This is a genomic window from Phycisphaeraceae bacterium (assembly GCA_040222855.1).
In the GTDB taxonomy this organism is placed as follows: Bacteria; Planctomycetota; Phycisphaerae; order Phycisphaerales; family Phycisphaeraceae; genus Mucisphaera.
On record JAVKCD010000003.1, the window covers coordinates 491,920 to 513,784 of the forward strand.

A 21,865-nucleotide genomic window follows, 5' to 3' on the forward strand; every position below is an offset into this window, starting at 1 on the left:
GGGCGATCAAGTCCCACATGGACTTCGACTTAACTCGTTCGGACGGCCATGTACTCGCAGAGTTCGCGAAGGGGGTTGGCCGAATCGCCAAAGACTTCCAGAGCGTGCATGGCCTCGGATCGCAGCCGCTTGACCTCATTCTTCGAGGCCTCCACGCCAATGATCCCGGGGTAAGTGAGCTTCCCGGCCTCGATATCTTTGCCCGCCGCTTTGCCCAGATCTTCGGTATTTCCGGTGGCGTCGAGCAGGTCATCAACCACTTGGAACATCAGTCCGACATGCTCGGCGTAGTGGGTCAGGGCATCGAGCTGAGCGGCGTTGGCCCCGCCACAGATCGCCCCCATCCGGCAGGCTGATCGGAGCAAGGCACCGGTTTTGTGCTCGTGGATGATCTCGAGTTTCTCGCGGTCCGAAACCTCAGAATCGAAATCGGGTATCGAGTCGTAAACCTGACCCGCGACCATGTTGTTGGAAGCCACGGCGAGTTCCCGGGTAATGGTCCCGATCACGGAGGCATCCTTGAGTCGACAAGCCAGCAGCTCAAAAGCCAGAGCCAGCAGGGCGTCGCCAGCCAGAATGGCCATCGCCTCGGAGGTGTGTTTGTGAAGCGTGGGCCTGCCCCTGCGTAGATCGTCATCATCCATCGCGGGCAGGTCATCGTGAACCAGCGAGAATGCATGGATCATCTCGATCGCGGCCGCCGGAGCGAGAGCCTGCTCATGCTTGCCACCGACCGCCTGGCACGACAACAAGGTCAACAACGGGCGCAGCCGTTTACCTCCGCCCAGCAGGGCGTACTCGATCGCATCGCGAAGGTTCCCGGGGAATGGCCGGTTCGCGAGGAACTCGGCCATGTATTGCTCGACTTTCGCCGTGGGAGCCATCAGCGCTTCTAGATCGAAGGCGACGGCGGCCTGGGGCTGACCCATCGGTGGTGCTCCTGGTGGGAAACCCCCACTATAGAAAGGAACTCAGTCAGAGGCGGCAACCGGGCTGCTCAAGCACCCACCGAACGACCCGGTCAGCTCCATCCGCTGGCGTGGATCGGCCCAAAGCCTGACGCATCGCGGGAAGCTGGTCTGAGGTGCTAACTAACTTATAAACTGATTCAGACAAAGGGATAGCATTCTTTTCGGACAGAATCTGATCGCGTAATAAAACCGCGCCACCAGCGTCCACCATGGGCTGAGCGTTGTGCCTCTGGTGCTCGTCAGCGTGGTAGGGGTAGGGCATAAAGATCGCGGGAACCTGATTCGCCCAGGCCTCTGCAACCGAGCTCGCGCCTGGACGAGCGATGGTCAAGCTCGCCGCCCGCCAGGCGAGTCCCATGGCGTCCTCATAGTTGCGGATCAGGGCATGCAACCCGGAACGGGCATAGGCACGGGTCAGCTCCGCGACATCCTTCCCGCCAGTGAGATGCAGCAACTGCCAACCAGCCAGCGTCTTGGTCAGGTCGGTGTGCTCCAGGGCGTGCGCCACGGCATGATTGATGGTCGATGCCCCTTGGGACCCCGCAGTGACCAAAAGCGTCGGCAGGTCTGGCATCAATCCGAGTTGCTCACGAGCTTCTTCTGCATCGATATCGGGAACTGCCTCCCGCCGGAGTGGGAAGCCAATCACCTCTGCCTCGGGCAGTTCGCTGGTCGGATAGGTCGAGAAGACTCGGTCCACACGCGGGGCAAGTTGGCGGATGGCCCTGCCGGGCGTCGCATCGAGGCTGACCAACGCCGTCGGAATGCCCAATGACCGAGCCGCGAGAATCTCCGGAGCTGAAACAAACCCACCCGTGGCAACGACCGCCAGCGGGGCTCGCTCCTGCAAGCGACGACGAGCACGGAGCGTCGCCTTCCGCCAGCCGATGGCAAACCGAACCAGACCCATCGGCGAACGGGCCAGAGGACGCGCTGGAGATGGGATCCAATCAGCATTCGACAGCTCGATACCCTCGCGCACCCGCTGATCTACCTGACGATCCGAGATCACAAAGTCCAACTCGATGTCTGGATGGTGACTCAGAAAACGCTGAGCAATCGCGATGTTGGGGTAGATGTGCCCGCCGGTACCGCCGCCGGCAAGAACCACACTCCGGGTCATCGGCTGGCCTCTGCCGATTCGACCTGCCGGGCAGCAATCACGCCAGCCAGCAATCCGCCTATCGCGGCGCGATCCCGACCGGTTCGGCGCGCTCGCATCGGCACCCGACGCCTGGAGACCGATGCTGTCTCTGCAAGATCAAAAGACGCCGTGTGCGTCTGGCGATCCAGCCCGGCCACAAGCCCCAGCGCAAACGCCGTCATGATCCAACCAGTCCCGCCCGCAGAAATCAGCGGGAGCGCAATCCCCTTCGTCGGCACCAGGCTGGTCACCACCGCGAGGTTCATCAGTGCCTGAAGACCAAAGGTCAACAAGACACCAAGCGCAAAAAGCCGACTAAACAGGTCCGTACTGCTACGGATCACGGCCCAACCGGACCATAGGACGGCAATGATCAGAACGACCACCGTCGCCGCGCCCAGCATCCCCAACTCTTCGGTCAGGATCGGGAAGAGAAAATCCGTGGTGTCCTCGGGCAGGTAGTACTTACGAACCGAGTTGCCCAGCCCGGTGCCCCACGGCCCGCCATGCGCAAACGCCGTCATCGCCTCGATCGGGTGGTAGCCCGCGCCCGCAGGGTCGGCCCAGGGGTCGAGAAAAGCGGTCAGTCTGCGGAATCGATAAGGCGTGGTGACAGCGAGGGCAGTAACCGCTCCGACGCCGGCCAGACAGAGAACGCCGACCTGCCACACCCGCGCGCCTGCCGCAAGCAGCAGGCACAGGGCGACCATCCCGATCAGGGCCGCTGAACCAAGGTCCTGCGGAGCGATCAGCCCACAGCACAGACCGATGAGAATCAAGGGCGGAAGCAGGCCAAGTCGCAGGTCCGACAGAACCGCTGACCTCCGGGCTCCCCACCAGGCCAACGCCCCAACCAGCGACCACTTCACCAACTCAGACGGCTGGAACTGCACCCCGAACTCTGCGTTCCCGAGCCGGAGCCAGCGTGTCGCCCCGTTTACCTGGACCCCCAGCCCCGGAACCATCGTCAAGGCCACCAGACCCAGCGAAACGATCACGACCCAGAACAGCGGGTTCCGCCAGGAGTGATGGTGATACATCGCACGGACATCGATCCGCGACGCCAGCAGCAGCGTGATCGCCGCCAGCAAGGCATAAAGCGTGTGCCGACTGGTCATCCAGCCAACCCCAGCGGTCTGCGCGCTAGCACCATCCAGACTCACACCGGCCGAGTGAACCATCACCCAGCCGATCGCGAGCAGACCCAGTGCAGCACCCTGAAGAACCTGACCGTTGCGCAGCATGACTAGGGTTATCGGCGGGGAAGCGGGTCAATCCCCAATCCCGGGCTAGACTGCCACCAATCAGCCCTATCACGAAGGAGGCGTGTTCATGGCCAAAGGCCAGCATCTCAGCAGGCATCAAAAGGGCATCGTCAAGCGCTACTACGAGCACAAGGACACGATCGCCCTCGACAAGCTCCAGGAGGTCGTCTCCGAACTCTACCTGGCAGAATCCGACGCCAAACGAAAAAAACTCTGGGCAGCCGCCGCCATCGCCCTGAAAAACGCAGGTGCCACCCCGGCAGACATCGAACGCGTGACCACGCACGACGACCCGGCCAAGCTGGCTTCCCTCGTGACACGACTCGGAAAAGCCTGAATCCATCCACCACCACGCAAGGCCCCGGCCCGGGGAGAGGCCCGAGCCGGGGCGCGTGGGGGAGAGAAGACAAATCAACGAGGGATCGGGATCGCTAAATGCCCACAGACCCGAGCGACGGTTTCTGGCCGCACGGTTCTGCCGGTTTCAAAGGCCGAGACCCGATCCCTGCGGGTCACCAGGACCTTGCCGCGAAACTCCGAGATCTCACACTCCTGCTCAACGAGATAAGCAAAAAACGTCTTTCGGGCCATGGTCGGGAGCTCCTTTCTTCGGGTTGTGCTCGTGCCTGTTGACATGGCCCGAAGGTAAACGCACCCGACCAACCCCCGGTGACAACTGCATGTCACCGAACGCGATCCCCAGTCACTTTTTTTCATCCGGCTCAGCCGCTGGCCTGTAGCGCCCGGTCGATCCAGCCCCCGCCCAGCACCATCTCATCGCGATAGCAAACCAAGGCCTGTCCGGGTGTTACAGCATCCACAGGCCGCCCAAACCGGACCTCAATCCGGGGCTTCTCATCCTCTACCCCCGCACGCACGCGTGCTGCCACCGGCTCCGAGTTGTAGCGCACCTTCGCCTGGCATGGCAACCAGTCCCTCGGCAGCGTCGGCTCGTGCCAGGTGACCTGGGACGCCACAGCGCCCTCCGCGAGCAGATGCTCTCGGGTCCCCACTGTCACGGCGTTGGCCTGAGCATCCTTGTTCACAACATAGATCGGATACCCCAGCGCGAGATTCAGACCACGCCGCTGACCGATCGTGAAGTGCTGCTGCCCAGGGTGTTCGCCGAGCGTGTTCCCATCGGTATCCAGAATCGGCCCAGGCGAAACCTGTCCCGGTTCGGATCGTCGGGTCACCAGCCGGGCGTAGTCGTTGTCCGGGACAAAACAGATCTCCTGAGAGTCCGGCTTGTTGAACACCGGCAGCTTTGCCTGCTCAGCGATCCGGCGAGTCTCGTCTTTGGTCAGCCCGCCAACCGGAAGAAGCATCTGCTCACGCCGTTCTTGTGAGGCCCCAAACAGGACGTAGCTCTGATCCTTGTGGTGATCCAACCCACGCAGCAGCCGCGAGCTGCCCGCGTGCCTTTCGATGCGGGCGTAGTGACCCGATGCGACGTAGTCCGCATCGATCGAACGCGCATAGTCGTGCAGCTTGCCGAACTTCAGCCAGTCGTTGCAGCGCACGCACGGGTTGGGCGTCCGGCCCGCGTGGTACTCATCAACGAAGTAATCGATGATCCGGCCAAAATCCGCTTTGAAGTTCAGCACATAGAACGGGATGTCCAGCATCGCCGCCACCAGACGAGCGTCCGAAGCGTCGTTGACCGAGCAGCACCCCTGCTTACCAATACGGATTTTCCCCACCTCCGGCTCGCACGCTTCCTGGAGATTGTCGTACTCGATCTCGTTGTCGCGATCCGAGCCCAGCCGCATAAAACAGCCCACGACCTCGTAGCCGTCGTCACGCAGCAGCGTCGCGGCGACCGAGCTATCGACGCCGCCGGACATCGCCAGCACAACCTTCTTTCCACGACCTGAGGGCATCCTCTCATGGTATGCCGGACACCGTTCCGCGTCGCACTGTTAAGATGGACAGCGGTTCCGACCCCCTCGCAACAATTGCAAGCGGGGAACGACGAACCTGATGATCGCCCCTGCGTAGGAGGCTGGAAGCCCACGATCGACCCGCCCCGCCAGCACCCCTGCTGGCTTTGACCCCCAGGAACACAACCATGTCCGCACACCGCATTTCATCGTTTTCGACCACAGCCCTCCTCGTCGCCATGCTCTGCCCAGCGACGACCGTCCTCGCGCAGAACAGCACCCAGCAACTCGTCCCCAGGAACACCCAGATCGCCGTCATCGTTCCGGGTCTAGACGACATGCAGGCCGGCTTCGAGACCCTCCAGCAGGCCATCCCCATGCTGCCCCTCGACGACGCGATCGAAGGCATCGACACCATGGCCGACCAGTTCGGGCCCTCCTACGATGGCAGCCGCGCTATCGTCGCGGTCGTCCCGAACGTCATGATGCTCATGACCACAGCCCAGGCCGGTCAACCCGCTGTCGTACTGCTGGTCCCCGTCAACAACTACACCGCCTTCGTCGAGAACCTCGGCGGATCAGCCTCCGACGCCATCACCGAGATCTTCCCGCCCGATGGGGCCGCGATGTTCGCCAAACGCGAAGGCGACTACGCAGCCGTCAGCCAGAATCAGGTCAGCCTCCAGCAGTACAAGCCGGGCGGAAACAACACGCCCGTCACCAACCAGCTCTCCGATGACCTCGAAGCAAAAACCGATGGCTCCGCCCTCGCGATCTACGTCAACCTCGAAGCCCTCAGCCCCGTCGTCCTGCCCTTCCTTGACATGGGGATCGCTCAAGGCGTCAACCAGATGGAGATGCAACTGAGCATGACCGACATGGACGATGCCGCGATCGATCAGCAGATCGCGGGTTTCAAGATGGTCGGCGAAAGCGTCAAAACCATGTTCCGCGACTGCACCGCGGCCCTCATCGCTGTTGACCTCAACGACACCGCCGCCGACATCGACGTCGCCTTCCAGATGAAGCCGGGCTCGACCATGAGCAAGCACTTCCCAGGCGGCGGAAACCTGACCGGCACCATCGGTAAGCTCCCCGATGAGCCGTTCATGGTCGCTGGCGGGTTCGACGCTAAAGCCATCCGACTCTCGGACCTCATGGAGGCGATGGTCACCACGGCACCAGCCATGAAAAACTCGATGCCCGGCTATGACCAGTGGGGTCCGCTGATGGACGACATGAAGCGTTACAGCTACGCGCTGTACGAGCCCAAAGACAGCGGAACCGACGGAATGCTCAGGTCCGTGGGTCGTATCGAGTACGGCAACCCCGCCGCCGCACGCAACGCCATGCCCGACATCATGGCGGCCATGAATCAGTTCCAGGCACCCGTCGGACCCAATGGCGACATGATGACCTACAACACATCGACGCAGAAGAATGCCGGACAGGTCGACGGGCAGTCCTATGACACTTACACCTACCGACTGGACATGCCCCCGCAAGTCACTCAGCAGATGGGGCCTGTCGCTGGCCTCATCAGCATGGTGTCGAACTACAGCGGGATGGTCACCAACACCGAAAACACGCTGATCGCCACCACCGTCCAGGACGAAGCCCTCCTCGCCGCCGCCATCAAGGCCGACCGCGGGAACGCCAGCGATCCTGCGATGGTCGCCGATGCCCGCTCATCCGCCCTGCCCGAGGGGCTCGCCGCCGAGATGTACTTCAACATCGACGGCATCGTCTCGGCCGCCAGCGGGGCCATCTCAGCCATGGGCATGCCCGAGATCACCGCCCCCGGCGACCTCCCGCCCATCGCCATCGGCCTAGGCATCAAAGACAACGCCATGATCCACCGCGTCCACCTCCCATTTGAATCCATCAGCTTCCTCGCGGAAGAAGGCCAGAAACTCATGGGCGGGATGATGGGAGCGGGCATGCAACCCCAAACCGCTCCGCAAACCGGACCACGGGCTCCGTTCTAAATCATCCGATCCATCCATTCCTCAAACCCAATCAAGTAACGCGATCACGACGTAGTCCGATAAGAACCAACTCTCTAGCCCGCTAGGGCACCTTGACGGCTGAGGTGACTTCCCCAAAAAACAACCGAAACGCCTGCCGGGTTAACCTCTTGGCCTTCTTAGCCGATCTTCTCAACGCAAACCGGGACACAGTGGTGCACGGCGCACCGCCCCTGAGGCAGAGGAGCAAGGCATGGGACAACTCTCAAAAAACGTTGGCCGTTCACTCCAGTTTTTACTTTTTGGGCTCGTCATCCTGATCACAGGCTCACCTCTATGGGCAGCCACGAATCTAACCGAGAACAAGACCCTCGATCTGTACAAGGCCGAACTGGGGGCCACCGGTCAGTTCATCGCTCCGACCCTTGAGGTCGTCCAGCGGGAAGCCTTCGGCATCGCGGCCGCAGCCACCCAAAGTCCCGCCCTCGAAGTTGCCGAGTCAGGAGGATTCAACGCCGTCTTCCTGACCTGGGCCTTGACTCTGCTCACCGTCGCAGCCACCGTCTTTGCCGCCTGGTACCTCTCGACCTACACCGACACCGATGGAAACCGCCATCGCGGATGGACGCTGGGCAGCAAGCTCTCCCTCTCCATGGGAAGCCTGGCCATCCTCTTGATGGTGGTGACAAGCGTGACGCTGACCGGCCTTGCGGCATACAAAACCAATGACAAGCAGCTTCAGCGTCTGAGCAAGAACGCCCTGACGATCAACCACATCGAGACCGAGCTCCAGCAGATGCGGCTCGCCAGCAACAAGTTCCTCAGGGAAAACAACCAGGAAAGCCTCTCACAGTTCACCACCGCCATCGGTAACGTGCTCAACTACATCGATGAGGTCCGACCCCATCTCTCCGCCGAGGAAATCGAGTCGCTTGATCTGATCCAGCAAAAAATACAGGCTTACGATCGTGGCGTGAGTGAAGTCGTGATCGCCATCGACCAGCGCAATGGCATCCTCCACAGCCAACTCAACATCACCGGACCCCGCCTGGTCGAGTTGCTTATGGCCGTCAAGAAGACGGCCTGGGCCGACAACGATCAGATCGCATCGCTAATCGCAGCCGAAACATTAAACGAACTCTCGCTTGCCCGGGTTAGCGTGATGCGCTATCTCCGTACCTTCGCCGAGAAAGACGTGGCCGACGCCATCTCCCGGCTTTCCAACGCTGCAGAAACCACAACTGATCTCTCCGCAGAGCTACAGAACCCCGTCCGCAGGGCCTGGTTGGCCGAAATCGAATCAGGATTCGCCTTCTACGCCAAGCGCCTCAGGAAAATGAGTGAGCACATCGCCGACCGGGAGCGAATCGTTAATCAACAGTTGGACGTCTATGGCCCTCAGATCACCAAGGCAGGTAAAGACCTCATCGCCAGTGTGGAGCAGAAGCAAGCCACACTGGCCAGCAATAACGCCTCATTGTGGGTCTGGGTAACCACGATCACGCTGACTGCAGGCACCATCTCACTGCTCCTCGCCTTCTCAATCACCTTCATCCTCGTTCGCGGTATCAACCTCATCGCCAACAAGGTCCTCGGAGCCATGAACGCCGTGGCCGATGGCAACCTGTCGGTCCCTCTGCTCAATGCCAAAGGCACGGACGAGCTGGCCATGCTCGCTCACGCCACCGACCAAATGAACACCTCACTCCGCGACGTCATCCAGCAGGTGCGTGATTCAGCGAGCTCCGTCACCCAGGGCGCGACCCAGATCGCAGCTGCCTCCGAAGAGATCTCCAGCGGGATGACTGACCAATCCGCTCAGGTCACCCAGGTCTCCGCCGCCATCGAAGAGATGTCGTCTTCCATCGTCGAGGTCGCCCGAAAATCCGCCGACGCTTCCAACGCAGCCAGTGACGCCGGGTCCGTCGCCGACTCGGGCGGGCAGGTCGTCCGCGAAACGGTCGAGGGCATGAACGCCATCAACAACGCCGTCAGCGATTCTTCCCGGAGCGTTGCCGAACTCGGTAAACGAGGAGAACAGATCGGCGAGATCATCTCAGTCATCAACGACATCGCCGACCAGACCAACCTCCTCGCCCTCAACGCAGCCATCGAAGCCGCCCGCGCCGGAGAGCACGGCAGAGGCTTCGCCGTCGTCGCCGATGAGGTCCGCAAACTCGCCGACCGCACCACCAAGGCCACCGAGGAAATCGCCGAGTCCATTGAAGCGATCCAGACCGAGACCGGCTCGGCGGTCAGCAAGATGGAACGGGGCACCGAACAGGTCGCCAAGGGCGTCGAGCAGGCCACCTCCGCAGGCAAGAGCCTCGAACAGATCGTGGTTTCCACCCGTGACGTCGCCTCGATGATCCAGTCCATCGCTGCCGCCGCCGAAGAGCAGTCCTCGGCCAGCGAGCAGGTCTCTCGGAGCATCAGCTCCATCCAGGTCATCACCGAGGAGTCCACCAAAGGCGCCCAGTCGGCCGCGCAGGCCGCCACCAGCCTCGCCGACAAAGCCGAACGCCTCAACCAGTTGGTGGCCAGGTTCAAACTGGACAAAGCAGGCTAAGCCACACACAACAGGAACACTCCCATCAGCGGTCGAGAGCCTATGTGCTCCGACCGCTTTTTCGTAGGCCGCACGCGGTCTGATACCTTGTACCGATGCGGACCAACGTACTGATCATCGGCGGCGGAGGGCGCGAGCACGCCCTGGGCTGGAAACTCTCGCAATCCAAACGCTGCGGAGAACTCTACTTCGCGCCTGGCAATGGCGGGACCGCTTCCCTGGGTAAAAACCTCGACTGGCAAGTCGAACGGGTCGACACCAAACTCGCCGACCAGATCGACTACTTCTGCCGAAAAAACAAGATCTCACTGATCATCATCGGCCCCGAGGACCCCCTCGCCGCTGGCCTCACCGATCGTCTGCTCAAGACCCCCGGAGCCAAAGAACGCCGCATCTTCGGCCCCACCGCCGAGGCCGCGAAACTCGAAGCCGACAAAGCCTGGTCCAAGCAGCTCATGCGCGGCTGCTCCATCCCCACCGCTGACGCCAAAACCTTCACCGACCACAAAGCCGCCCGTGCCTACTGCGCCGCCCGAGAGCTACCCGTTGTCGTCAAAGCCTCGGGCTTAGCCAAAGGTAAGGGCGTCATCGTCTGCAGCGACGCCGACGAAGCCGTCGCCGCCGTCGATACCATCATGAAGGACAAGACCTTTGGCGACGCTGGCACCACCGTCGTCGTCGAAGAACGCCTCGTCGGCCAGGAAGTCTCCATCCTCGCTATGGTCGATGGCAAGAGCATCTACGTCCTCGAACCCGCTCAGGACCACAAACCCGTCGGCGAAGGCGACACCGGGCCCAACACCGGCGGAATGGGGGCCTACACACCCACGCCCATCATCGACGACAAGACCATGCACCTCATCGAAGCCGAAGTGCTCGTGCCCATCGTCGATGCCCTGCGCCGCAGCGAGATCGACTATCGCGGGGTCCTCTACGCTGGCCTCATGCTCACCGCTGGCGGGCCCAAAGTCCTCGAGTTCAACTGCCGCTTCGGCGATCCCGAAACCCAGCCCCTGATGATGCGCCTCAAAGGCGACCTCCTCGACCTCATCGAAGCCACCTGCGATGGCGAACTCGATCGCATCCAGATCGACTGGGACCGCAGGCACTGCACCAGTGTCGTCATGGCCTCAGCCGGATACCCCGGCGATTACCCCAAAGCACTACCCATCACCGGCATCGAGGAAGCCGAAGCCGACCCCGATGTCAAAGTCTTCCACGGCGGAACCGCCATCAAACACGGCGAACTCGTCACCGCTGGCGGGCGCGTGCTTAGTGTCTGCGCCCTGGCCAACTCCATCGAAGAAGCCCAGGCCAAAGCCAACGCAGCCTGCGCCAAGATCCACTTCGACGGCGCCCACTACCGCAAAGATATCGGCTCCCGCGTCCTCAAGAACAACCCCGCGACTGTCTGATTCAGCTTGACAGCCGCAGCGCATCATCACCGAAGACCAGCACCCCCACGACCAGCGCCGCGATCGACGCCAACAGCACACCCGCTGCCGCGACATCCTTCGCACGACCGATCATCTCGTGATGCTCCGGGCTGATCGCATCCCCCATCGCCTCGATCGCGGTGTTCATCGCCTCAGCGACCAGCACCAGACCACTCGCCAGCAAAACCGCCAACCACTCACCCTTGGTGATTCCGCACAACACACCCAGCACGATCACAAGCAACAAGCCGGCCAGATGCCATCGCGCATTCGGCTCACCAGCGATGAGTGATCCAAGCCCTCTCAAGGCGTGGGCAAAGCTCGCCCGCCACCCGGTTCGCCAGCGGGAACCCCGGTTCATGAGTCTTCGCTGGATTTACCCGCCTTCTCAGAAGCCGAAGGCTTGGTGAGCACTTCATCCACCAGGCCATAAGCCTTGGCCTCTTCAGCCGAGAAGAACCGGTCACGCTCGGAATCCTCTTCGATCTGCGCCACCGGCTGACCGGTGCGCTCCGCAAGCATCTCATTCAACTCCGCTTTGGTCTTGAGGATCTCCTCAGCCTGGATCTGAACATCCGTGGTCTGCCCATAGATGCCGCCGTAAGGCTGGTGGATCATCACCTTGGAGTGCGGTAAGCAGTACCGCTTGCCCTTCGCCCCACAGGCCAGCGTCAACGCTCCGCCCGACATCGCCTTGCCGATGCAGTACGTCGCCACCTCCGAATCAATGTGATTCATCGTGTCGATCATCGCCAGCGTGTCGTCAACCGCCCCGCCCGGCGAGTTGATGTACAGATTGATATCCACACCCGGCTTGGAGTTGTGCAGGTGCAACAAACGCATGATCACACCCGTCGCCGAAGCGTGGTTGATCTCGCCAACCAGAAAAATGACCCTGTTCTCGAGCAGCAGCTCGTCAATGGTCATCTCTCGATAACGCTGATACGACGCCAGCCGTGTCCCGGGCATCACCGGATCGACGGCGGCGTTAGAACCAAAAGGGGAAAAGTGAGCAAGGTTGCTGGAAGGGTCTACGTTCATCGGCGAGATCACTCCGTGGGCTACTGCGGTCAGGGAATCCGTTCGGTAACGGATTGTAAGACGTGACCGCCCGAGATGTTGGCCCACGAAGTGGCGGAGATCATTCTGAGTCAGATTCGTCCGACTGAGTCTCCAGAAGGGACCGCAGATAGCTGTTCTCACGACGGGTCGCCTCGAGGTCAAAGACCAGATACTTCAGCGACAACCGCAGGTAATCCAGCGACTCGTGCAGCTCCCCGATGCTCTTCTTGAGCCGGACGTGCCGCGACTGAGTCTGCTCGGCAAGACGCGTGAGCTTCTCACGCTCCGCCTCGGGCAGCGAGGAAATCTGGTTCATCAGCTCGGTGAGCTTCGTCTGGAAGGTGCTTTCATCCATCACGGTCCTCCTGGTCTTCTCTTTTCCATCCGGGCAGCGGGGGTGGGGTGGGGGCGGACTCTCTCTTTTCCGCCGGGCGGGGGTGGGGTGCGGGGGGGTCACATTGCCGCAACGCTAAGAGATAGAACGAAACCCGTGCCAAAGACCGAAACCCGCCCGAATGAACTAAGATCAAATTTTAACATATTGATATCATTGAACTTAGACAACCAATCAAGCAGCCGCCCACCTGCAGAGCTTATACCGCTTACGCCGCCCCGCCTCCAAAGCACGACGCTGCATCAGGCGATTCCCCTGTTAAATCAAGATATCAAAGGCACTTACCGCACCTGTTGCCGCCACGCAACACCCAAAGCGGTTGTCGCCTCGTGCAACCCGCCCGACTCAACCCTTGAACCGCACCTTGCCACGACCTCGCGTCACCCGCCCAATCCGATACACCCGCTCCCCGAGTCGCTCAAGGCGCTCAGCGATCGCCTCCGCGAAATGCGGACGCACCACCAGGCAATACCCGATGCCCATGTTGAACACCCGCAGCATCTCCTCGTCATCCACATCACCCCACCGCTGCAGCGCTGTGAAAATAGGCGGAACATCCCATGTCGTCCGATCAAGCACCGCATCCAGGTCCTTGGGCAACGCACGATTCAGGTTCCCAGGCAGCCCGCCGCCTGTGATATGCGCCATCGCCGACACCGGACGCTTCACCGTATACCCCCGCAGCAGCCGCGTGATCGACGTCGCGTACAGCCGTGTCGGCTCCAGCAGCACACGCCCGATCGGCTCGTCCACCCCCAGGTCTCGCAACTCCGAATAGGCTTTCTCCAACTTGAGCTTCTTACGCTTGAGAATCGCCCGCACCAGCGAATACCCGTTGGAATGCACCCCCGAAGACCCCAATCCGAGAATCACATCCCCCGCCTCGACCCGCATCGGGTCAATCGCCCGCTTGAGTTCCATCACGCCCACCGCAAAGCCCGCCAGGTCGTAGTGCCCCGGCTCATAAAGGTCCGGCATCTCCGCCGTCTCCCCGCCCAGCAGCGCCGCCCCACACGTCCTGCAAGCCTCCGCGACCCCCGCCACGATCTTCTCCACCAGCACCGGGTCCACCCGATGCGTCGCGATGTAATCCAGAAAAAACAGCGGCTCGGCCCCCTGTACCACCATGTCATTCACACTCATCGCCACCAGATCCTGCCCGATCGTCGCGTGGTGATCCATCTGAATCGCCAGCAGCACCTTGGTCCCCACACCATCCGTCGATGACACCAACACCGGGTCCCGGTAGTTCCGCTGAAACAGCTTCTCGTTGTAATCCAGCCGGAACAGCCCCGCAAAACCCCCATCGTTGGCCAGAACTCGCTGCGTATGGGTCTTCTTCAGATGCCCGAGAATCCGCTCCACCGCCCGGTCCCCAGCGTCAATATCCACGCCCGACTCCGCGTAGGAGAGCCCGCTCTTGCCAGCTTTCGCAGGAGGTTTCTTGTCCATCAGGGCGGTCTCGGGCTTTCGGGCTGGGGTAGGCATGCCCCCAGTGTACGAAACCACGCTGCCCCACTTCACTCCCGCGATCAGCCCGCTACAGTTAGCTGGACAGAAGGGACACTCATCTCGATCCCCGCCCTACGAACCGGCATCCCTTCGGGACCGTGTCCTGCCGGTTCACAGGCGAAAGACTGACCCCATCTCATGATTGACATGGCCCGGATCAAGATGTCCTCCTGCGGGATGCGCTGCACCCATCAGCGAGCCGTCGTCTACTCAACCCTCGCCTCCAGCTCTGAGCACCCCACCGCCGAAGAAATCTACCGCCTCGTCCTCGCCGACCACCCCGACCTCAACGTCAGCATGGCGACCGTCTACAACACCCTCGAAGCCCTCTGCTCCTTCGGTCTCGCCCGAAAATACCCCGGCCTCGGCCGCAACGGCTCGGCCCGCTACGACGCCGACTGCTGGTGCCACCCCCACCTCCGCGATCACGACACAGGACGAATCGTCGATCTCCCCGAAGAACTCGGCCGCGAACTCCTGCAATCGCTCCCCAAGGAAATGATCAAAAAAATCGAAGCCCGCACCGGCTTCACCATCGAACGCATCTGCCTCGAACTCATCGGCACCTACGAATCCAAAGCCGACGCCAACGGACAAACCCAGGCGACCTCCAACGGTCACACCCGCGTCCGCCAGGCGTAAAGCACCCACTCCAGCATCAACAACCCAAGCCCCGCCGACAACAGCCACGGCCACACCTCCATCGGCACCGTGATCTCCGCCGTCTGCCTCGCCTCTCCCCCAGCCTCTGCATCGCCTGCGGGCAAGCTCAGATCACTCTCCGCCGGGTCAAGCAGGTTCACCGCCAGCAAGCGATAAGCCGGATCAACCTCCGCCTCCGTTCGATACAGCCCCACGCGCTGCGCAGGTGGGAGCACCAAGCCGCCCCCCTCAACCACGGCTCTTAACGCCTGCGGGCCGTCGTACACCACCTCACCCCCCTGCACCCGAGAGACCGGCACCGTCCACGCCTGCCCTGTCCGCGTCGCCAACTCCCCCGTCCCCTCCGCACCCAACGCGAGATACCGCAGCGCATTATCAAAAAAGACCGGGAACCCAATCGACTGAGGCCAGCTCGACCGCAACGGATCAAAACCCACCAACACATGCCTCTGACCCGCTACACGCAGCTCCGCCATCAGCGGACCCGAAGGCGAGGTCGCCAGCACCGATGCACCCTGCGGCAACACCAGCCGCCCGGCGTTCCGCAGCACGACATCATCCAGACTCACATGCCGCAGCAGTGGATGACCGCGCCGCCAGTCGAGCACCCGCGTCGATGACGGCTCCGCGGCCTCAGGTTCCACCAGGTCCAACCCCGTCACCCCAGGCACCACCCCAAAGAACACACTCGGCCGCCTCGGAACACCTCCCGGTACCAGCCCGTCAAAGACCCAGACATCCGCCTCCAGCGCCGCAGGCGTTTCCAATAAATCGAGACCACCGACCGTCAGCCGCTCAACCCCCGCCGCCTCGATCGCATGACGCATCAGCGCATTACCCTCGGTGACCAGCAGCACCGACGTGTTCCTCGCCGCCGTCAGCACCAGCCGCGCCCGATCATCCGCAGACAACGCGTCGCGCGCATCGTGCTCAACACTTACCATCGCCAACTCAGGCAACTCCAGACTCAGACTCACCGCCTCACGGCCCGGCCGATCCCCCACCACCGCAGCCAGCACCACCGGCTGAGCCCGCCGCACCTCATCACCCACCCGAAACCGCACCGTTGCCCGCCTCTCGTGATCGCTGAAGTTCACGATCTCGGCAAACAACGCCACCCGCTGCGGGCGCTCCGGGTCCCGCCGCGCCGAAAACGCTGTGATCGCCACGTTCCCCAGCGGCTGCGCGCCGTCTGGGTCCACCGGAACAAAGACCACCCGCGCCCCCTTCAGATCGATCTGATTCACCGCCTCAGCCTGATCCGACCCACCATCACTCACGATGTAGATCGTCATCGTGGTCCCCGCCGCCGCAGCCTGCTCCGCCAACGGCTGCACCAAACGCAGCGCCGGCAGCAACGAGGTCGGCTCATCCGTCGGCTCGATCCGATCCACCGCCTCCTTGAGAAGCGACTTCTGCCCCGTCATCGTCTGCAACACCGCAGGCCGCGCCGCATACTGCAAGACCATCGCTCGCCCCGACTGATCCTCCACATCAAGCCGGTCAACCAACTCCTTCGCGATCGTCCGCGCCCGGTCCAGCCGGACCTGTGCCCCCGCGTCCCGTGCACTCATCGACGCCGAGTGATCCACCAGAATCACCGCCCTGCCGGTCTCGATCGCCGAAGCATCCAGCACCGGCCGCGCCAGCGCCATAAGCAACACCAACAACAACAGCAACTGAACCCACAGCAGCCAGGAGTTCCGCAGCCTCTGAAACGGCGCGTTGACCTGCAGGTCCTCGATCGCCTTCTGCCACAGCAGCGTCGATGCAATATCCCTCCGCTGCCGCCTCAGCTTCAGAAAATACAACACCAGCAGCGACGGGATCGCCACCGCCGCCACGATCCCCGCGAGCAGAGGAGCCAGCAACGTCATCGGCGTTCAACTCCTCTCATCCGAGCATCCCCTGCCGTCGCAGCGGATCAAGCAAAACCCGATCAACCGGCTCGCTCGACCCCGCAAAGAGATAAGCCACATCACGAGCCAGGCACGCAGAGCGCACCGACTCACGAAACCCTGCGAGCCGCTCCTGATACCGCCTGAGCAACCCAGGCGTGATCGACACCTCCGCCATCGCACCATCCTCGGCATCCCGCAGCCGCAGGTCACCCGCAATCCCGTGCGCCGTCGGATCAAGCTCCTCGGGACTCAGTACCTGGATCGCCAACGTGTCCCACCGCGGGTGCGCGATGTACCTCAGCGTGTCCGCCACATCACCCTTCTCCAGAAAATCAGAGATCACCACCAGCACCCCAGGCGTCCGATGGGTCGCCGCCAACAACCGCATCGCCCCCGCCAGATCACTCGTCACAGGCTCCGACAAACGCTCCGGCCGCTCCTCCGCCAACGGCTCCAGAAACTCAATAAGTCTCGGCAACGATCGATGACCCCGCAGCCCACTGACCCGCTCCATCCCCCCTTCGCCTCCGATCGAGAAGACCGATAGCCGATTCTGATGAGTCAACGTGATATACCCCAGCGCCGCCGCCGCCCGCGCCGCAAACACCAACTTGCTCGGGTCGCCGTACCGCATCGACGCCGACCGATCGATCACCACCGACACCGACAGGTCCTCCTCCTCCAGAAACACCCTCAGGAACAACCGATCCAGGCGCGCGTAGAGGTTCCAGTCGATAAACCGCAGATCATCGCCCATCACATAAGGCCGATAGTCCGCGAACTCCACCGACTGACCGCGCCGCTTCGACCGCCGCTCGCCCGGCAGCAACCCGCGCAACAACTTGCGCGACCGCACATCCAGCCGGTCAAGCCGAGCCATTAAATCTGCAGGGAGTAGTTCGGTCGTCAGCGCCAAGAGTTCACACCACGCCGGGCACGCCGGCGGCCTCCGCAGAAAGTGATTGCGTCAGGTCCTGAACCACCAGGTCCGCTGTGATCCCCTCTGCTGTCCCCTCGAAGTTCATCAACACCCGGTGTCGAAGCGCCTCAGCCAGCATCAACCGAAGGTCCTCGACCGCCACGTGCGCCCGCCCTTCCAGGAGCGCCCTGGCCTTGCCCGCGAGGATCAGTGCCTGCGCGGCGCGAGGCGAGGCGCCAAACCGCACAAACTGCCGCACCATCTTCGTCGCATACTCACTGTCCGGGTGCGTTGCCAGCACCGCGCGGACCGCGTAATCACGCACGCTCGGGGCGACGATCACCGACCGCACCAGCTTCTGATGGGCCATGATCGTCGCCGCATCCAGCACCGGCTGCACCGTCGCCTCAACCGCACCCGTCGTCCGCTCCAGAATCTCGTGCAACTCCCCGCGACTCACAAACCCGACCTCGAGCTTGAACAGAAAACGATCCAGCTGCGCCTCCGGCAGCGGGTACGTCCCCTCCTGCTCGATCGGGTTCTGCGTCGCCATCACCAAAAACGGCTTGTCCAACGCATACGTCCCGCCCGCCCCGCCCGAGATCGTCACCGATCGCTCCTGCATCGCTTCGAGCATCGCCGACTGCGTCTTAGGCGTAGCCCGGTTGATCTCGTCCGCCAGCACGATCTGAGCAAAGATCGGACCCTTGCGAAAACTGAAATCTCGCACCGTCTGACCCTGCTCATCCCGACCCTCCACCACGATCGTCGTCCCCGTGATGTCCGCTGGCATCAGGTCAGGCGTGAACTGAATCCTCGAAAAACTCAGCGAAAGGGCCTGCGCCAGCGTCCGCACCAGCAGCGTCTTGCCCAACCCCGGAACACCCTCCAGCAGAACGTGCCCGCCGACAAACAGCGCCGTCAGCACGCCATCAATCACTTCGCTCTGCCCGACGATCACCCGCGTGACCTGCTCCCGAACCCGCTGGTAGTCCTCTCGGAACTTCTGCGCCTGCTCGATCGTCGATTCTGCCGCCTTCGGATCACGCTCACTCATCACATACTTCCTCTTGAATAGAAGTTCCTACTGATCATCCCGATGCTGACGCTTGCGCGCCGCGAGCAACCGCCCGGTCGTTGACTTCGGCGTCTCCGCCGCCTGGTCCTCCAAAGCCACCGGTCGAACCGGCCTCTTCGTCTCTTGCTTGGCTTCTGCTGATTCCGCCTGCTGACCACCGGCAGGCTGGCCTTCAGGCTCATTCGCAACCACTTCTTGTGCCTTCGTCCCATCAACCCGCGTGGCCACCTCTCGCGCCGCCGCATCCGAACGCCCGGCCTTCGACTGCCGCACCCGCTTTAGGCTCTCCAGCGTCTCCCGACTCCGCCCCCGACGCTCTCGACCGACCCGTGACCACATCTGACCCGCCGACGCCACCAACGCCTCGCCATCCCAAGCAATCCGCCGACACGCCACATCCAGCAAAAGCAACGGCAACGCCGCCAGCAACAACCACGGCCACAGCGGCCTCGACCACTCGACCGAGAAAGCCCGATCCCGCGCAAACAGCACCGGCTCCTCCACCCTTTCGGGCTCGATCCAGCGACCACCCGTGATCTCCGCCACCTGCCGGAGCAAGTTGTCATTCGACGTAAAACTCGACAACTCCGCACCCACCGGCCGCGTCGCCCCGCCCACCACCAGCCGCGAATCACCCGATGGATCATCCACCCGCAGCGAAACGATGTAGCTGCCCTGCTGCTGCGCGACCGCCTCACCCTCGTACAACCCAGGGCCGATCTGCCGAAGCTCCAAGGCCTGCGGCTCCTGATCCGGCCCGATCACCGCCCCGTAAGCCTCCATGAAGTTCGCAAACGTCCCACTTGGCCCCGCCCCCGCAGCGTCGAGGCGCACAATCAACCGATCGCCCTCACGCCGAGTCGTCAACTCCAACTCCCGCGACGCCGATGGCCTTGCGATCAGCCGAACCAGCCGCGACCAGAAATCCGCATACCCCGACCAGCCCAACCAGCTCACCGCCCAACGATTGTGCGCATCCGACGTAAACGCCGCCGACCGACCCAAGCCTACCTGCCAGTGCGCCAGCAGCGGCTCGCCCTCACTACCGACCAGCGTATTCACCACCCGCGGGTCCTCCCTCGGGCCCGTGAGCACCAACCCCCGCAGCGGCGGGAATACCGAGATACCCCGGATCACCGGCGACGACGCCATCGCGATCCCTGGCGTAAACAACTCCTCCTTCACCAGGTTCCGGCGGATCGTCGTCGCTTCCTTGATGAAGATCTCCGGCAGCCGATTCGCATCCGTCACCGGGTAATAGGTCCCGCCACCAGCTCGCGCCAAGGTCCCCAGCAAGTCCGCATCGTGACCATCCCCCACGCCGATCGTCGAGAGCGTGATCCCCGCCCGCTCCATCTCCTCAACCAGCCCGCGATAACTCCCGCCCATGGGCGGCGTCGATTGACCATCGGTCAACAAAATCACGTGCTTGATCGACGTGTCCTGCACCGTCAGCGGGGCAAGCTGACGATGCGCCATCTCCAGCCCCGTGTAGATATTTGTCCCACCATTCGGCTGAATCGCCCGCACGCGATTCGACACCACACTCGGATCTCGATTCAACTGCAGCGGGACCACTGCCGTCGCCACCGAGTCAAACGCCACCACCCCCACCATGTCCTGTGGGTAAAGCGTCGACAGCGCCAGCACCGCCGCCTCATTCGCCAGCTCCTGCTGCGTGTACCCCGACTGACCCACCGGACTCGACATCGACCCCGACCGATCGATCACGATCACCAACGCCCCCGTTGGCAGAATCGTCTGCGAGGGGATCTCGCACTGCACCGGATAAATCGACCGATCCAGGATCGAGTGCGTCCACCCGCCCGCACCAAAGCTGTTGGGCCCGCCCACCACGATCAACCCGCCACCGGTGTCGTGCACATACCGCGCCAGCGTTCTCTGCTGCGCCACACTCACCTGATCCGCCGGCACATCCTGAAGAATCACCGCGTCGTAACGCTGAAATGCATCCAGCCGCGTCGGCATCCCCCTCGGATCAACCACCTCGGTCTCGATCCCGTGCTCCGCCAGCGTCTCCGGCAGCACCAAACCCGACGGGGCCCCCACATAATCCACCACCAGAATCCGCCCCTGACCCTGCACCAGCGTGACCGCCTCCGCCCGATTGTTCGCCACCACCGTGTCACCGCGAACACCCGGCTCAAAGATCGCCTCGAACCGCGCCGCCCCCGCATCCTCCAACGGGACATCCACCTGCCGGACCAGCACATACCGCGCTCCGCCCTCACCCCGCTGATCGTCAGCGACCTCCGCCGTCCACTGCCCCGCCGTCACCGGCAAGCCGATGCCCTCTTGCGCCCCATTGAGGTCCAGGGTCTCGCCCGCCTGCCGCAGCACGATCTGACCCGCCGCCGGCCGCGTCGCCCGCAGCACCACGCGCACGGGGATCGTCTGACCTCGCCGCGCTTCCGCAGGCGTAATGAGCGCATCCACACGAACCTCATCACGAACCTCGTACCGCACCGGCACCACATCAATCGGGATCCCCAGCCCGCGCGCCTCACGCGCCGCCGCCAGCACCGCCGCCCCGCTGCTCACGACATCCGACCCCGCATCCTCCGTGTGATGACCGTCACTCACCAGCACAATCCGCCGCCCGCTGTCAGGCGGGAACAACGCAATCGCCGACCGTACCGCTGCCGCCAGATCACTGCCCGGTTCCGTCACCGTGAACACATCATCACGCACCGCCGACACCGCCATCGGAATCCGCCGCACCGTTGGCTGTCGATCAAACGTCACCACCGCCAGACGATCATCCGCCCGACGATCATTCGACAACCGCGACAACGAATCCACCACCCACCCCTCGTAGCCTCGTGCCAGCTCGCCAGAACTCGCAGGCATGGGGGGCGTCGCAAACGTCCGCACCGAATCCGATTGATCGATCACTGCCACCACCGTCAGCGTGTCCTGGCCCCACACCGACCGCGCCCCCGATAAGGCCCCCACCAGCAACAGCAATACGATCACCCGCAACCCGATCGCCACCCCACGACGAACACGATCAAACCCCGTCATCCCCAGCACACCCAACCAGATCACCGGCACGGCGAGCAGCAACAACATCAATCGTT

Annotated in this window: 18 protein-coding genes; 5 read left to right on the forward strand and 13 right to left on the reverse strand. The window is 62.8% G+C overall.

Going from position 1 to position 21,865, the window contains the following annotated elements:
• Positions 1-29: 29 nt before the first annotated feature.
• From RIG82_02220 to RIG82_02230, 3 genes are read right to left on the reverse strand one after another with little or no spacing between them, the layout of a single operon-like run.
• Positions 30-929, reverse strand: a complete 900-nt coding sequence (locus RIG82_02220) for a polyprenyl synthetase family protein (protein ID MEQ9459756.1) — start codon at positions 927-929, stop codon at positions 30-32.
• A gap of 46 nt (positions 930-975) precedes the next feature.
• Complete coding sequence (locus RIG82_02225) at positions 976-2,094, reverse strand: UDP-N-acetylglucosamine--N-acetylmuramyl-(pentapeptide) pyrophosphoryl-undecaprenol N-acetylglucosamine transferase (GenBank protein MEQ9459757.1); 1,119 nt, start codon at positions 2,092-2,094, stop codon at positions 976-978.
• Positions 2,091-3,359 carry a putative peptidoglycan glycosyltransferase FtsW gene (locus tag RIG82_02230; GenBank protein MEQ9459758.1) on the reverse strand — a complete coding sequence of 423 codons (1,269 nt, stop codon included), beginning with the start codon at positions 3,357-3,359 and terminating at the stop codon, positions 2,091-2,093. The genes RIG82_02225 and RIG82_02230 overlap by 4 nt, the downstream gene beginning before the upstream one ends.
• A gap of 88 nt (positions 3,360-3,447) precedes the next feature.
• On the opposite strand from RIG82_02230, the gene RIG82_02235 reads away from it, so the two are divergent.
• Entirely contained in the window at positions 3,448-3,717 is a 270-nt protein-coding gene (locus tag RIG82_02235) for a hypothetical protein (GenBank protein MEQ9459759.1), read from the forward strand.
• 74 nt (positions 3,718-3,791) lie between these two features.
• On the opposite strand, the gene RIG82_02240 is transcribed toward RIG82_02235, so the two are convergent.
• Both RIG82_02240 and mnmA read right to left on the reverse strand, forming a co-directional pair.
• Complete coding sequence (locus RIG82_02240) at positions 3,792-3,971, reverse strand: hypothetical protein (protein MEQ9459760.1); 180 nt, start codon at positions 3,969-3,971, stop codon at positions 3,792-3,794.
• A 131-nt stretch (positions 3,972-4,102) separates the two neighbouring features.
• Positions 4,103-5,263 (reverse strand): tRNA 2-thiouridine(34) synthase MnmA, encoded by a 1,161-nt coding sequence (mnmA, locus tag RIG82_02245; GenBank protein MEQ9459761.1) that lies wholly within the window; start codon positions 5,261-5,263, stop codon positions 4,103-4,105.
• Positions 5,264-5,451: 188 nt separating this feature from the next.
• On the opposite strand from mnmA, the gene RIG82_02250 reads away from it, so the two are divergent.
• The 3 genes from RIG82_02250 to purD all read left to right on the forward strand — a co-directional run bounded on the left by RIG82_02250 (position 5,452) and on the right by purD (position 11,214).
• Positions 5,452-7,251 (forward strand): hypothetical protein, encoded by a 1,800-nt coding sequence (locus RIG82_02250; GenBank protein MEQ9459762.1) that lies wholly within the window; start codon positions 5,452-5,454, stop codon positions 7,249-7,251.
• Between the two features lie 232 nt (positions 7,252-7,483).
• Positions 7,484-9,799 (forward strand): methyl-accepting chemotaxis protein, encoded by a 2,316-nt coding sequence (locus RIG82_02255; GenBank protein MEQ9459763.1) that lies wholly within the window; start codon positions 7,484-7,486, stop codon positions 9,797-9,799.
• 95 nt (positions 9,800-9,894) lie between these two features.
• Positions 9,895-11,214 (forward strand): phosphoribosylamine--glycine ligase, encoded by a 1,320-nt coding sequence (gene purD, locus RIG82_02260; GenBank protein MEQ9459764.1) that lies wholly within the window; start codon positions 9,895-9,897, stop codon positions 11,212-11,214.
• 1 nt (position 11,215) lies between these two features.
• Here purD and RIG82_02265 read toward each other — a convergent pair whose 3' ends face one another.
• From RIG82_02265 to purM, 4 genes are all read right to left on the reverse strand, one after another.
• Positions 11,216-11,596 (reverse strand): diacylglycerol kinase family protein, encoded by a 381-nt coding sequence (locus RIG82_02265; protein ID MEQ9459765.1) that lies wholly within the window; start codon positions 11,594-11,596, stop codon positions 11,216-11,218.
• Complete coding sequence (locus RIG82_02270; protein ID MEQ9459766.1) at positions 11,593-12,276, reverse strand: ATP-dependent Clp protease proteolytic subunit; 684 nt, start codon at positions 12,274-12,276, stop codon at positions 11,593-11,595. Before RIG82_02270 ends, RIG82_02265 begins: the two co-directional genes overlap by 4 nt.
• A gap of 100 nt (positions 12,277-12,376) precedes the next feature.
• The gene (locus tag RIG82_02275; protein ID MEQ9459767.1) at positions 12,377-12,652 is read right to left on the reverse strand and encodes a hypothetical protein; all 276 of its coding nucleotides are present in this window, start codon (positions 12,650-12,652) and stop codon (positions 12,377-12,379) included.
• 384 nt (positions 12,653-13,036) lie between these two features.
• Positions 13,037-14,179, reverse strand: a complete 1,143-nt coding sequence (purM, locus tag RIG82_02280) for a phosphoribosylformylglycinamidine cyclo-ligase (GenBank protein ID MEQ9459768.1) — start codon at positions 14,177-14,179, stop codon at positions 13,037-13,039.
• 171 nt (positions 14,180-14,350) lie between these two features.
• Here purM and RIG82_02285 point away from each other — a divergent pair, with 171 nt between their 5' ends.
• On the forward strand, positions 14,351-14,845 hold the full coding sequence (locus RIG82_02285) for a transcriptional repressor (GenBank protein MEQ9459769.1): 495 nt from the start codon (positions 14,351-14,353) through the stop codon (positions 14,843-14,845).
• Here RIG82_02285 and RIG82_02290 read toward each other — a convergent pair.
• Genes RIG82_02290 through RIG82_02305 form a run of 4 tightly spaced genes read right to left on the reverse strand, consistent with a single transcriptional unit; the run spans position 14,821 to position 21,857 of the window.
• Positions 14,821-16,743, reverse strand: coding sequence for a vWA domain-containing protein (locus RIG82_02290; GenBank protein MEQ9459770.1), 1,923 nt, complete (start codon positions 16,741-16,743; stop codon positions 14,821-14,823). The genes RIG82_02285 and RIG82_02290 overlap by 25 nt on opposite strands.
• A gap of 16 nt (positions 16,744-16,759) precedes the next feature.
• The gene (locus RIG82_02295) at positions 16,760-17,683 is read right to left on the reverse strand and encodes a DUF58 domain-containing protein (protein ID MEQ9459771.1); all 924 of its coding nucleotides are present in this window, start codon (positions 17,681-17,683) and stop codon (positions 16,760-16,762) included.
• A 4-nt stretch (positions 17,684-17,687) separates the two neighbouring features.
• Positions 17,688-18,743, reverse strand: coding sequence for a MoxR family ATPase (locus tag RIG82_02300; GenBank protein ID MEQ9459772.1), 1,056 nt, complete (start codon positions 18,741-18,743; stop codon positions 17,688-17,690).
• Between the two features lie 27 nt (positions 18,744-18,770).
• On the reverse strand, positions 18,771-21,857 hold the full coding sequence (locus RIG82_02305; GenBank protein ID MEQ9459773.1) for a VWA domain-containing protein: 3,087 nt from the start codon (positions 21,855-21,857) through the stop codon (positions 18,771-18,773).
• Positions 21,858-21,865: the final 8 nt, after the last annotated feature.

Excerpts from the sequence above, each read along its gene's own strand:
- RIG82_02220 (MEQ9459756.1), bottom strand. The coding sequence starts at position 929 with ATGGGTCAGCCCCAGGCCGCCGTCGCCTTCGATCTAGAAGCGCTGATG.
- RIG82_02225 (MEQ9459757.1), bottom strand. The coding sequence starts at position 2,094 with ATGACCCGGAGTGTGGTTCTTGCCGGCGGCGGTACCGGCGGGCACATC.
- RIG82_02230 (MEQ9459758.1), bottom strand. The coding sequence starts at position 3,359 with ATGCTGCGCAACGGTCAGGTTCTTCAGGGTGCTGCACTGGGTCTGCTC.
- RIG82_02235 (MEQ9459759.1), top strand. The coding sequence starts at position 3,448 with ATGGCCAAAGGCCAGCATCTCAGCAGGCATCAAAAGGGCATCGTCAAG.
- RIG82_02240 (MEQ9459760.1), bottom strand. The coding sequence starts at position 3,971 with ATGGCCCGAAAGACGTTTTTTGCTTATCTCGTTGAGCAGGAGTGTGAG.
- mnmA (MEQ9459761.1), bottom strand. The coding sequence starts at position 5,263 with ATGCCCTCAGGTCGTGGAAAGAAGGTTGTGCTGGCGATGTCCGGCGGC.
- RIG82_02250 (MEQ9459762.1), top strand. The coding sequence starts at position 5,452 with ATGTCCGCACACCGCATTTCATCGTTTTCGACCACAGCCCTCCTCGTC.
- RIG82_02255 (MEQ9459763.1), top strand. The coding sequence starts at position 7,484 with ATGGGACAACTCTCAAAAAACGTTGGCCGTTCACTCCAGTTTTTACTT.
- purD (MEQ9459764.1), top strand. The coding sequence starts at position 9,895 with ATGCGGACCAACGTACTGATCATCGGCGGCGGAGGGCGCGAGCACGCC.
- RIG82_02265 (MEQ9459765.1), bottom strand. The coding sequence starts at position 11,596 with ATGAACCGGGGTTCCCGCTGGCGAACCGGGTGGCGGGCGAGCTTTGCC.
- RIG82_02270 (MEQ9459766.1), bottom strand. The coding sequence starts at position 12,276 with ATGAACGTAGACCCTTCCAGCAACCTTGCTCACTTTTCCCCTTTTGGT.
- RIG82_02275 (MEQ9459767.1), bottom strand. The coding sequence starts at position 12,652 with ATGGATGAAAGCACCTTCCAGACGAAGCTCACCGAGCTGATGAACCAG.
- purM (MEQ9459768.1), bottom strand. The coding sequence starts at position 14,179 with ATGCCTACCCCAGCCCGAAAGCCCGAGACCGCCCTGATGGACAAGAAA.
- RIG82_02285 (MEQ9459769.1), top strand. The coding sequence starts at position 14,351 with ATGGCCCGGATCAAGATGTCCTCCTGCGGGATGCGCTGCACCCATCAG.
- RIG82_02290 (MEQ9459770.1), bottom strand. The coding sequence starts at position 16,743 with ATGACGTTGCTGGCTCCTCTGCTCGCGGGGATCGTGGCGGCGGTGGCG.
- RIG82_02300 (MEQ9459772.1), bottom strand. The coding sequence starts at position 18,743 with ATGAGTGAGCGTGATCCGAAGGCGGCAGAATCGACGATCGAGCAGGCG.
- RIG82_02305 (MEQ9459773.1), bottom strand. The coding sequence starts at position 21,857 with ATGTTGTTGCTGCTCGCCGTGCCGGTGATCTGGTTGGGTGTGCTGGGG.